The organism is Marinimicrobium alkaliphilum (genome assembly GCF_003259155.1).
Lineage (GTDB): Bacteria > Pseudomonadota > Gammaproteobacteria > Pseudomonadales > Cellvibrionaceae > Marinimicrobium_A > Marinimicrobium_A alkaliphilum.
The window spans coordinates 422,423-433,857 of sequence record NZ_QGMQ01000003.1 but is presented as its reverse complement, the minus strand read 5'-3'; the positions used below and the strand labels follow the sequence as shown (position 1 = coordinate 433,857).

General features: G+C 49.3%; 15 protein-coding genes. 14 read left to right on the top strand and 1 reads right to left on the bottom strand.

All coding sequences use genetic code 11. From position 1 onward, the window contains the following. Positions 1 to 45: 45 nt before the first annotated feature. The 7 genes from DKW72_RS07425 (at position 46) to DKW72_RS16370 (ending at position 5,745) form a co-directional block, all read left to right on the top strand. A complete protein-coding gene (locus tag DKW72_RS07425) occupies positions 46 to 558 on the top strand; it encodes a hypothetical protein (protein ID WP_111641690.1) in 513 nt (170 codons plus the stop codon). Positions 559 to 671: 113 nt separating this feature from the next. After that, positions 672 to 2,216, top strand: coding sequence for a P-loop ATPase, Sll1717 family (locus tag DKW72_RS16510; protein WP_198411261.1), 1,545 nt, complete (start codon positions 672 to 674; stop codon positions 2,214 to 2,216). An 11-nt stretch (positions 2,217 to 2,227) separates the two neighbouring features. Then, complete coding sequence (locus DKW72_RS16765) at positions 2,228 to 3,034, top strand: DUF4145 domain-containing protein (RefSeq protein WP_111641689.1); 807 nt, start codon at positions 2,228 to 2,230, stop codon at positions 3,032 to 3,034. Between the two features lie 785 nt (positions 3,035 to 3,819). Continuing rightward, positions 3,820 to 4,017: a hypothetical protein gene (locus DKW72_RS07410; RefSeq protein ID WP_111641688.1), complete on the top strand. Its 198-nt coding sequence runs from the start codon at positions 3,820 to 3,822 to the stop codon at positions 4,015 to 4,017. Continuing rightward, on the top strand, positions 4,014 to 5,246 hold the full coding sequence (locus DKW72_RS07405) for an erythromycin esterase family protein (protein ID WP_111641687.1): 1,233 nt from the start codon (positions 4,014 to 4,016) through the stop codon (positions 5,244 to 5,246). Before DKW72_RS07410 ends, DKW72_RS07405 begins: the two co-directional genes overlap by 4 nt. Before the next feature lie 49 nt (positions 5,247 to 5,295). Continuing rightward, positions 5,296 to 5,451: an SRPBCC family protein gene (locus DKW72_RS16760; protein ID WP_111641686.1), complete on the top strand. Its 156-nt coding sequence runs from the start codon at positions 5,296 to 5,298 to the stop codon at positions 5,449 to 5,451. A gap of 141 nt (positions 5,452 to 5,592) precedes the next feature. After that, the gene (locus DKW72_RS16370) at positions 5,593 to 5,745 is read left to right on the top strand and encodes an SRPBCC family protein (protein WP_157960426.1); all 153 of its coding nucleotides are present in this window, start codon (positions 5,593 to 5,595) and stop codon (positions 5,743 to 5,745) included. Positions 5,746 to 5,863: 118 nt separating this feature from the next. Here DKW72_RS16370 and DKW72_RS07395 read toward each other — a convergent pair whose 3' ends face one another. Next, complete coding sequence (locus DKW72_RS07395) at positions 5,864 to 6,352, bottom strand: MarR family winged helix-turn-helix transcriptional regulator (protein ID WP_111641685.1); 489 nt, start codon at positions 6,350 to 6,352, stop codon at positions 5,864 to 5,866. A gap of 138 nt (positions 6,353 to 6,490) precedes the next feature. Here DKW72_RS07395 and DKW72_RS07390 point away from each other — a divergent pair, with 138 nt between their 5' ends. From DKW72_RS07390 to DKW72_RS07360, 7 genes are all read left to right on the top strand, one after another. Next, positions 6,491 to 6,997 carry a hypothetical protein gene (locus DKW72_RS07390; protein WP_111641684.1) on the top strand — a complete coding sequence of 169 codons (507 nt, stop codon included), beginning with the start codon at positions 6,491 to 6,493 and terminating at the stop codon, positions 6,995 to 6,997. After that, the gene (locus tag DKW72_RS07385) at positions 6,987 to 7,397 is read left to right on the top strand and encodes a DoxX family protein (protein ID WP_111641683.1); all 411 of its coding nucleotides are present in this window, start codon (positions 6,987 to 6,989) and stop codon (positions 7,395 to 7,397) included. The genes DKW72_RS07390 and DKW72_RS07385 overlap by 11 nt, the downstream gene beginning before the upstream one ends. Positions 7,398 to 7,747: 350 nt before the next feature. Continuing rightward, a complete protein-coding gene (locus DKW72_RS16755) occupies positions 7,748 to 8,152 on the top strand; it encodes a GNAT family N-acetyltransferase (protein WP_111641682.1) in 405 nt (134 codons plus the stop codon). Between the two features lie 191 nt (positions 8,153 to 8,343). Further along, positions 8,344 to 8,895, top strand: coding sequence for a YqhA family protein (locus tag DKW72_RS07375; RefSeq protein WP_111641681.1), 552 nt, complete (start codon positions 8,344 to 8,346; stop codon positions 8,893 to 8,895). A 329-nt stretch (positions 8,896 to 9,224) separates the two neighbouring features. Beyond that, complete coding sequence (locus DKW72_RS07370; protein ID WP_111641680.1) at positions 9,225 to 9,701, top strand: AAC(3)-I family aminoglycoside N-acetyltransferase; 477 nt, start codon at positions 9,225 to 9,227, stop codon at positions 9,699 to 9,701. A 538-nt stretch (positions 9,702 to 10,239) separates the two neighbouring features. Then, a complete protein-coding gene (locus DKW72_RS07365) occupies positions 10,240 to 10,701 on the top strand; it encodes a carboxymuconolactone decarboxylase family protein (RefSeq protein ID WP_111641679.1) in 462 nt (153 codons plus the stop codon). Positions 10,702 to 10,873: 172 nt separating this feature from the next. Next, positions 10,874 to 11,398 carry a hypothetical protein gene (locus DKW72_RS07360; RefSeq protein WP_111641678.1) on the top strand — a complete coding sequence of 175 codons (525 nt, stop codon included), beginning with the start codon at positions 10,874 to 10,876 and terminating at the stop codon, positions 11,396 to 11,398. Positions 11,399 to 11,435 lie beyond the last annotated feature (37 nt).

Here is an 11,435-nt window from a genome sequence, read left to right as displayed (position 1 = left end):
AGCTCCAAGCCGGCGCGTGAGCAGGTCGTTAAGCAATAGAAAGGAATGTTGATATGGCTGGACGATTTGACCCTTCAAGTATTATGCAAAATTTACAAGGTCTGTCGGGGGATGGCTAATTATGAGCCACCATCTATATCTGTTCCTGATAAGCGGAGCAGAGCGGAAGTTCGAGAAGATTTCGAGCGTGAGCTGGAAGAGCTTGACCTTTCTGCACTGGAAGACCTAAAACAAAAAGCCCTTGATGCTTCGGAGCCAGAGGAATTTTTCGATCTAAAAGATGATCTTGAGAACTCCCTAGTTAAGTTTCTACGTTTTTACAGTGCTTTCGAAGACTTGAACTCAGAAGAATCTCGAAAAGTGTCTCTAAAAGAAAAAGAGCTTAAGCTGGATGCCAGGCACGATTGGTCGAATAAATTCAGGTTGTTTTTCTTCAGAGTTTTGGCTTCGGTTTTATTGGTGGTTACACTCTTTGGGATTGGCTACATCGAGAACCGGTATGATTGGGCAAAGTTGCCGATGACGAAATATTTTTCGCCTACAGTAACGCAGCCATAAATGCTTAACAAGCGGCAGCACGGTGACCGCTTCTCCGCCGCTCTGCGGCTACAAATCGGCACGTGTGCCGGGCGTTTATAAGAAGTTTTCAATGAATAAATTGGAGAATTACATTGCTTAAGCTGAAAGATATTCACTTGGGATCCACAGATGCAAAAAACGAACTTCTAAGTAGCTCCCCTGAAGAAATTCGTAGATTTGAGTCGTCGTTTGTTACGCCTCCGGCATTGAATATCGAAAGCTACTATAATAGAAATAAGTACTATGTTGTAGGTCTAAAAGGCACTGGGAAGACCGCTCTTTTAAGATATATATCAATTAAGCTAGACGAAAAATCAAGCTCATATTCTTCCTTCGTACTATTTAAATCGGAAGTTGATGAGGATTTACGAAAAGACTTCACAAAAGCCGCGCGCATTCAATTGGCAGAAGATAACTCAAATGAGTTCCAAGGTAACGATTTTGAAACGGTCTGGAGATGGTTTATATACAGAAAAATTGCATCTTCAATTGAAAATATGGAAGAGAACCCATTTCAAAAAAACAGCCATTATTTCAAGTTTGTTGAGTTAGTGAACTCCGAAAGCATTGGTCAGCAACAAGACAAGGGGTTCTCACGTTTAATACCTAAGATTCGAAAAGGAACTATCGAAATAAGCAAGTCGCCAAAGCTTGGATTGGAATTTGACTGGGATGAGGATGGAAGAGCAAAGGTTAATTTCAACGATCTTGTTCGTAAAGCAGATGACGCTTTTGAAAAATTGGACCCGGGCGCTGGGACAGTGAGTATATTTTTTGATGAACTAGAACTTAGCTACCAATCCAGTAAGCAATATCAGCGAGACTCGAGACTGATTAGAGATTTGATAGTCTCTGTTGAAAAGGTCAACGCGGTATCCAAGCGGAATGGATTTAATTTTTGTGTATATGCCGCTATTCGTTCGGAAGTTTTAAACTCTGTTGAGTCGCTTGGAAAAGAAATTAACAAACCAATAGCAGATTTTGGATCTACTGTTTTATGGAATAGACCTGGCCTAGATGCAGTGCAGCAGCCAATACTGCATATTCTTGAGAAGAGAATAAATAATGCCCGAGAAGAGAGTGGCTTGGAACGACTTTCTGAGGCCAGACTTTGGAAAGATTATTTCCCCTCCTCGATTCATGGCAAAAGGCCTCAAATCTATATACTTCACAATTCATGGTATCGACCTAGAGATGTGGTTCGCCTTTTGATTTCAGTTCAAGACCAGTATCCGAATGAAGAAACGTTTGCGCTGCAAGGTATTGAGGCTATTCGAAAGGCATACTCTACTGCGTCTTGGGTTGAGATTACTGAGGAACTGAAAGCCAAGTACCGGCCTTCAGATATAGACGGCATAAAATATATCTTTTATGGGTTTAAACAAATAATCTCTTTAAGTGAACTTATGGATAGAGCCGTTGAGGTTTCGAATGACCACAAAGAAACCGCAGAACTTATGAATGCTAACGATCTTAAAAGTGTTGTCAAAGACCTATTCAGAATAGGGGTCATTGGAAATATTAATGATAATCGTGACAGAATACGATTTTCATTTCGTGGAGACGACGAGATATTGTTTGATATGAATATTTTCGTCCATAATGCTTTAAAAGCACACCTTTCTATATTCAAATAGTTTGTATAACAATGCCAATCACGGCGACAACTTTTTCGTTACGGCTCCGCCTTCTGAATTTGCACCATTTTAGCGCATTCAATGCGGGATACGCAGAGACTCTAATGATCAAGACGAAGGTACTGTCGGTTCGGAACCCACAATGGGCGGACGAAAACCACACCGCCATTAACTGCTTGGTACGAACTAACACTCTTCACCAAGAGGTGCCGTTTACTGCTAGCTCCTACGACTCGGAGTCTCATGGGCGGGAGATTTTCGTCAGGTGTGTTGCCGGTGAGTTTGGCGAAATCGCACCGATGGAGCCCAAGCTTTCGCAACAACCCCCGTCACAACCCGAGCCTTCTGCGATATACCATCGCCTAGAGAAGTTTCTTCTTGAAGCCAATCGAGAGAACAGCCGTAGTTCTTTTCGTAGCGTCGTGATCGTTTGGGGCTCTTTACTAGATAACGTTCTAGATGAAATGCTGGAGGCCGAGGCCTTTCGTGCTTCAGCTACCGGAGAGGTCAGAGGAAGGCCGCCGCGCACTCTTGATGCTCGGATTAAGCGCGCCCTTCGCGAAGGACTAATCGATCAAGAAGACGCCGAGAGGTGCCATCATATAAGGCGAATACGGAATGCGGCAGCGCATGAATGGGACTTATCCTTGGAGAGCGAGAATGTCTTGCCGAGCCTTCGGGCACTTCACGAAGTTGACCACTCTGAATTGTTGGTCTTCCACGAAGACTTGGGATTCCTCCTTCAACAGGTGTATAGCGCCTCTTGTGGGATGCTTGTTATGAAATTCATTGATCGACTTTCAGCGTTCGGACGGTAACATTGTCAGAGCGAACAATCTTAGGCATGGCGACGGTCACTCCATTGCGGCTTCGCCTCCATTCCGCAGCCGCACATGCTGCGGGCGTTAACGTCAAGTATTTCTAACTGCAATATCTGAAATTTTCCTGAATGTTGCGTCCAAAATGGTGCTTGAACTGTAACCAGGTACGCGAGTCATGAAGGTTAAACGGGTGTAATCGCTGTCTCGACCCCTCTCCACTCATAAGTGTTTAGTTCGTGGTAAAAAGCTTTCCCGTTTTTTAGGGTAGGAAGTGTTTACAGCATTCAAAAGAATAAATAATAGCTTGAATACTGTCTGATTGCGCCCAGTAGAATAAGCAGGAGGATCTGTGCTTTCCGCTTATTTTCTATTGGCGTAATCGTGTTCTGAAGGGAAATTGATTAAGTTCTCACATCGTGCTTAGAAGACAGCTTAATGCCATCGTGGCGATGGACTAGCTTTCTAATCACTCCCGCAGGTAGTGCCTGTGGAGGTAAAGATCGATTTCAGATATCGCGATATTGGGCATGGCTTTGCTGGCATCAGTGCCGACGGGCCGATCGGTATTTCTTGCTCTAGTGCTGGCAGTTGTATTCATGGCTCACCCTTGCTAAATTCTGCCTCGAGGCCCCTCGACTGTTCGAGTTCAAATTAAAGTCAAAATGACTCTCAGGCTCGGTAGCGGGCTAGACGTTACCAGCGCCGACGCTGCGTGGCAGCCCTGCTGAGCTTCGTCGTTGGGCTACTGGCATGAATTAAAAAGAGACGGGAGACGCGTCGCAATGCGTAAGAAGTCACCGGAACAGAAACAGACATTGGCGTTTGCAATACTCATGATAAGCCCGGGTATCGGCCTCACTTTGGGAGCTGGTGTCGGTATCTATCTGGAGAATTTGACCATGGGTCTTGGAATCGGTCTTGCCGTAGGAGCAGGTGCGGGTGGTATCGTATCTGCTCTTCTTTTTCATGGAGATGTATGAATAATCACGAAACGAAAATTGAGCAAGCAACTAGAATGCCGAGCGCCGACGTACCTCCAGACGGCTTAGGCTGGATTGATGTAGTGTCGGACATCGTCAAGGATTCAAGCCTCGTTGGTATAGGTGAGAGCGCTCACTTCGTGGCCGAATTTAATTCGGCTCGAACTTCCCTTGTTCGTCACCTGATCGATTGCCATGAGTTTGACGCTATCGCCCTTGAGTGTAGTCATCACCAGGCTGAAAAGCTCAATTGCTGGCTTGACAGTCCGGATCCGGAAGATGATATCTCGAAGTTTTCGGGTCCGCTCACCACGGGTATTTATGGGTCATTCTTGATATGGCTAAAGGCTTATTTGGGTGAATCAGGACGGAAGGTGAGAATCGTTGGAGCGGACATTCCGAACACCTTTTCCCCAGTGAATGAGTATGAGTTTCTGTATGCAGAACTTTACCATTTGGATCCCTCGTTATCAGACCAACTGGAGGAGCTAAGGACTATTCTGTCTGGCGTTTGTGGCGAGTCAGCAGTCCTTTCAGCGATGAGCTGGTCCAGCCTGAAGGCTCCTGAACGTGATAGAGCATTTTCAATAGTCTCTCGTTTTCGGCTTCGGCATGAAGCGCTTGCTCCTGAGCTTGAGCGTCGTTTCCCTAAGGGTCGGCTGGATCGGGTATATTCGGATCTAGTGGCCTTGCAGTATACTTTGGAGGCTCTGTTCGGAATGAGCGCACTTTTTTCTGGACATGCGATCGAGGCTGAGACGTCGGCTCGTGATCACTTCATGGCCGAATCGGTGAAGGGCTACTTGAAGCATCATTCACAATCAAAACTGATTTTCCTGGCACACAATAATCACATACAAAAATTGCCCGTCGTCTTTTCGGGGGAACTCGCGGGTATCCCGGCAGGCCAGCACTTGGCTAGCGTTCCAGGTTACCGAGCAATCGCGCTGACTCATCTTGGCGATACAGTACCGGAAATGCACTTTCCCGACACCGAAAGTCCTGTTGGGTTTTCTGTGGCTGACGAAAAGGCGGCTCCGGTAGGCGTTGGTAGTGTTGAGGATTTAGTGCCTGATGAGGCAGATGTCATGCAGGTCATTCCCTTGGCGGGGGTATCCCCAAGCAGCATCCGCTCCCAAAGTTCAATCGCAGACGTTGATGTCAAAGAGGCTTTTGATCTCGTTATCTGCTTGAAAAGGGCTACAAAAGACTTAATGGTTCAATTCTAGAGGTAGGCCTGGCCGGTCGACAACTTGTTGGTTCTGGCCGAGTTAGAGAGTGGGGAATATCGTGAACATAAACGAAGACGCTGTGCTTAAGTCCAGAAAGGACATCGAAATCAAGGCTCCGGTAGAGACTGTCTGGAAAATACAGGCCGATATCAATTCGTGGCCGGATTGGCAGCCTGAAATCTCTGATGCGAAGATGATGTGACCTCTTGCGCCTGAATCGACCTTCGTTTGGAAGTCTGGCGGATTTAAACTGACCTCCACAATCAGAGAGGTTGCCGAAAACAGATTCCTTGGTTGGAGCGGTAGGGGCTTCGGCGCGTCGGCCATACATACGTGGGAGTTTGTGGCGCTGAAAAACGGTCACACAATGGTGCGAACAAATGAATCCATGGACGGCTGGCTGGTGAAGCTGCTGAAAGGAATCATGGCAAGGAAGCTGAATGAGTCTCTTGATGTTTGGCTGGATGCTTTAAAGAAAGCGTCAGAGTCTCGGTAAGTCATTAACCGTGCACAGAAAGTTCGTTGCGGTGAGCGTTAAAAGACAGGATGCTCATAAGTATTGCAAGGCGCTATCTCGATCGTCCGGTTATTGCCGCAGCGAATAACACCCCTACCTATTTCCCCTTCTTCGTTCCTTTCCTCAGCCGAGCCGTTTCCTCTGCCACTGTCTCATGACTCCGGGTTGCAAAGTCCAGGATGGTTTGAACCTGCTCATCGTCAAAGTCTGCCCAGATGCTCTGCATACGTTCGTGAAGCGAGGCGTATAGCGGGTAGACCCGTTCGAAAGTGGAGGGGTGAAGCTCAATGTTGGTTCGGCGCCGGTCGTTGGCGTCGGGTTTGCGCAGGACGTACCCCGCCTGCTCGAGGCGGTCCACGAGTCCGGTGACGGCGCCGCTGGTGAGCCCGGTGGCTTTAGCGAGCTGGCTGGCGGTCACGCTGCCGTGCAGCTGAATCAGGTCCAGACACTCAAGATCGGTTGGCCGAATGCCCAGTGAGTTGGCAATCGCGTGGCCAAACAGGGTGCTTTGGGCGCTCATTTTACGCAAGGCGCCGTCTGCTTCTGCCAGCAGATGTTGGCGCTGGGTACTTTTCTCTCTTGACATAAGCGCAAAGATGCTTAACTATTAAGTATCTTAGTTGCTAAGATACTTTGGCTGTGAAGTATTGCTCATTATTGTAGCAGTTCCACTATGGGCCCGCGAGCGGGTTCAATTTATGTCTCTGACGATGGGGAGGAAATCGTGAATAAAGCGCAACATAAAACGGGGGTGGGTATCCCCCAGGTGACACAGGCGGTGCTGTTGGCCGGCTGGTTTGTCATGGTGGTGATGGTCGGCGGCGGGATTTATGAGAGCCTGATCATTGATACGGCGTGGCCGGGAAATCTGGCCCTGGTGCAGCCCGAACTGGGTGGGATCAATCGCAAGGTGTTCTGGATTCCGTTGCATGCTCTCATGACGTTGCTGTTGGCGTTGTCACTCTGGCTGTGCTGGCGTGACCGCTCAGTAAGAAACCTGTTGCTGCTGGCCGTGGTGTTCTACCTGGTGGTGAGGGCGTGGTCGGCGTTCTACTTTATACCGGTAGCGCTGGAATTCGAGGCGGCGGCGCCCGAGGCTCCTTTGCCTGATGCTGGTCATTGGGTCGCTCTGAGCCCGCTGCGCACCCTGCTCTCGCTAGCGGCGGCGCTGTGCCTCACACAAGTACTGTTTCGCCGGGCTGGGAGTGGAGGTCCGCAGGATGGTGTTTGACGCACTCAGTTCGTTGGTGGGGCGGTGTTTGCTGGGCTTCATTTTTCTGGGGTCCGGGCTGGGCAAAATCGGGGGCTATGCGGTGACCGCCGAATCAATGATGGATAAGGGCTTGCCGCTCGTGGATCTCCTATTGATCGCCACCATCGTGATTGAGGTTGGTGCCGGTGCACTGTTGATGCTGGGCGCATGGACGCGCGCCGCCGCACTGGTGCTGATTGCGTGGCTTGTACCTGTGACCCTGGTGTTTCATAATTTTTGGGCGATGCCCCCTGCGGAGCAGGAACTCGAAATGATGATGTTCATGAAAAACCTGGCGATCATGGGCGGACTCCTGGTGCTCGCAGCTCACGGTGGCGGGCGTTGGTTAGTAGGGGTTCCACGGTCTCCTAACCCGTAATGGGGAGGACTTTGGGGCTCTGCTCTCCGGTCGCCCACCTGCCGACCTCTACCAAAGCGAGGTCCGCGTGCGCGACCTAGGCTGGATCAACAGTCTAAAACTGGCTTTGTTCGCAGGCCTGCTGGGCTTGGTCGGCGGTGGCGAGGCATCTTTCGCAGATGGAGCCTAGGTAGGATGTAAGTGCTTACGAACCTTGACAGTCTTGCGATTTCCGTATTTTGTCCCACGGTTTTTAGATTGATACGTTCTAAGTCAGAAATGACGGGGCTTGTGGCGCATGGTATAAAGATTGGCAAATCTGAAAGACGGAAACTTTCCGTCTAATAATATTGTTATATTTTAGGGATGCTATGTGCTACGACAATGAAAACTACCGAATAAGTGATGACCGGGAAGAGATTCAACTTGATGTAGTGGTGTCACTGCTAAGATCATCTTATTGGGCCAGCGAAAGAAGCCTAGAAGCCATTAGAATGTCCATAGAGAATAGCATTTGCTTTTCACTCATTTACAGTGGCACTCAAGTAGGGTTTGCACGAGTAGTAACCGATTTCGCTTCGGTTGCCTATATAGCTGATTTAATAATCCACCCGGATCATCGCTCCAAGGGGATAGGGAAATGGATGTTCGGGATTATAGTCAACGATTCGCGTTGGTCCTCTAAATTTCAGTTCCTAGCCACGGATGACGCTCATGGCTTATATGAAAAATTCGGATTTTCAGGTAGCAACAAACTAATGAGCACAAAAATATAACAATCGGCTGTTGTCGCCCCTTCGGGGCTGGGACGGCCTTTCCGCCGCTGTGCGGCTACAAGTCCGCCCCCAAGCCGAGGCGTTATGCACAAGTGATTTGAGATTTTATCCGCGCCATTTGTAGATGGCGGATATCTACTTTTGAAACATTTTCTCGAGTGTCTATTGCCAAATTTATAAGGGTTCTATCGATGAAGAAGGTCGAATTGTTTTTCGAGAAAATACTATGGAACTCACGATTTCTGGTTTTAATTGCTGTTGTTTCTAGCTTGCTAGGTTCCTTGGTGCTCTTTATAGTTGGCACCCTGGATATTTTTAAGTTGGCGAAAATGACATTTGAGTACTATGTCGGGCGAAGCGATCAGGATATTCATGAGTCTATCATCGCCGATATAATTCTAGCCGTTGACATCTATTTGGTGGCGGTAGTTTTGCTTATATTTGGTACAGGAGCATACAGACTATTCATATCGCCAATTGATGAATCCGAAGATCGCGGTGTCGCTCATCCTTTTAATATTCAAACATTTGATGAGTTGAAGGATAAGATTGTAAGGGTAGTGATTCTGGCAGTGATAATCGAGTTTTTCAGAGCAGTAGTAGATATCCAGTTTTCCACTCCATTGGATGCAATATATCTCGCTTTATCCGTTTTAGCGCTAGCAGCGTCTGTTTATCTTATGAATATAAATCATGGTAAGAAAAAAATGGAAAAGGGCGATTCTGGCCCCTCTTCCGAATAAAGTAGAGATGGCTGTCCCAGTATCGTCATACTTACACATGCAACAAAGGAACAACAACCCAATTGATCGCTCGGTGCGAAGCTGAGGCCGCTTGCTCGAATGCTGATCCCTGGTACCTTTACACCGAGCTCGCTTCGAGACTATATGAGAAGCTCGGATGGCGCCACCTGGAGCGATGCGAATATAAGGGAGTGACGGTCGATGTCATGTGCAAGCAGATCGTCTCTTAACAAGCGTAGGCGCAACGACGGCCTTTTCGTCGAGGCTGCGCCTCCACCTCCACTGCAAAGCCGCGCGTGCTGAAATCGTTAAGTATCAGGAGAGGACGAGTGTCAGTCAAAATTATCCATCTAAATGAGAATGATGTCGCATTGTTGCAATCTATAAATGCGATGTTCGGTCAGGTATTTGATGACGAAGTGAGTTACTCCAGCAACAAGCCGTCGTCAAGCTACCTTCAAGCATTGCTTGGCACAACTAACTTTATTGCGCTTGCTGCCGTTGATGGAGAAAAAGTCGTAGGTGCTATCGCTGCGTATGAGCTGAAGAAGTTTGAACAGGAAAGAAGCGAGATATATATCTATGACCTCGCGGTAATTTCGACTTTTCGCAGAAAGGGCGTTGCCACGGCCCTTATCCAGGAGCTAAAGGCTGTTGGCGCTGCACGCGGTGCGTATGTAATTTACGTTCAAGCCGACAAAGGCGTAGAGGATCAGCCAGCCATAGAGTTGTATTCAAAGCTGGGCACCCTCGAGGATGTGTTCCACTTCGATATTGCAGTTGAGGACGACAGCAAGAATGCTTAACGGATGCACTGCTGCCGGACGAATCCTCCGCTGCGCTCCGAAGTTGCCGCAGAGTGCGGTGTTCGCGTGCCGAGTTACCCACAATCAGTGGACACCTCCAGTTGTGAAAACACCGTGAAAGCACCTTCCTCAAAGCACCAACCCCTATAACTCAGCCCCCCGGCCAGTTATGATCGACTCAACTGTCACCTCTTGCCGCCCCTGGATTGTGCCATGCGCCTCAATATCGGCCAGAAAACTCTGGCTGGCCTTCTCTTTTACTCTGACCCCCTTTGAAACCCCATTGAAAATCCGACCGGTGTCGATTTCGCCAGTACTCATTCGACTAGGGTATAAAACCCACAATTAATAGTTACCAGTAGAAGATGGCCATTGGGGGCGGCTACGGCTTTGCTGCGCTTATAACGGATACGGAAGGTAACTCGATCGGCTTCCATTCGATGACGTAGCGATACCGTGTCACAAACCGCGAAGCTATTTCGCCTACCTTTGAAAACACCCCGTGGGAAGACCCCGCTCATACAGAGGAATAGAAACTATGGAAACACGCCTGAACGCGTACAAAGCATCCCCGGAGGCCATCGCGGCGATGACCCGGCTTGAGGACTACGTTCGCCATTGCGGACTGGAGTACAGCCTGATCGAGCTGGTGAAAACGCGGGCTTCCCAGATCAATGGCTGTGCCTATTGCCTGCATATGCACACCAGTGATGCCCGCGCCGCCGGTGAGAGCGAGGCGAGGCTCTATCTGTTGTCTGCATGGCGCGAGTCCACGCTTTACACACCACGGGAACGGGCAGCGCTGGCCTGGACAGAGGCGTTAACGAGAGTGGCTGACACTGGTGCTCCCGCGCCGGATTACGAGCAGGGCATTGCGCACTTCAACGAGAAGGAGTTTGTCGATCTGACCTTGTTGATCGGTGCTATCAACGTCTGGAACCGCATCAGTGTGGGGTTTCGCGCGGTTCATCCGAACGAAACGGATCAGGGCCCCCGCTGATATGACGGATCACGCTGCACGCTCGCGATATCCGGTGACGCCTGGCGAGCACATCATGTTGACAGATACCCACAGCGAAAGCAGACTGATGCCGCAGCTTACCCCTCTTAAGTGAAAAACAATCACACTTCATCTGTGAATCCGGGGTAGATAACAGCGTATCGGGCGGTGTATGACGTTATTCAAACGACAGTTATTGGTTTTGGTGGCAGCGATTATTATGGCCAGCGCCACCTTTCAGATTCCCTATTTGCTCAGTGACGACATAGTGATCGAAACCACGTCTTATCTTGACGGAGAGGATCAGGAACTCAACAGCGAGATTCAGGCGCTGATGGACAAGGGCTCATTGACCGATGAAGAGATGGACACCCTGATGCAGAAGCTGGCGCAGGTGTCGGGAGAGGGAGTGTCGGAGGCCGAGCTTGAGCAGCAGGCGCACGCACAGTTGCGCGCTTTCGGGCTCTGGTTTGTTGCGCCGCTGTGGCTGCTGTTTCTGGCGCTGCTGCCCCGTACGTGGGTGGAATATCTTGAGGTGTTGGCGTTACCGGTGTTGTTTTACGCCGCCGGCATTCTGATAGGCTTGGAGATTACCGTCATTGTCGGCCTGGCGCTGTTGGTTGCTCTGCTGAAACCCTGGGTCAAAAAGCGCCTGGGCCGAAAGGCCGCCGCTGACAGCACGATCCCCCGGATTTAAGAAGCCTGTGAGTACGCTATACTTTGGCGTCCCTCCG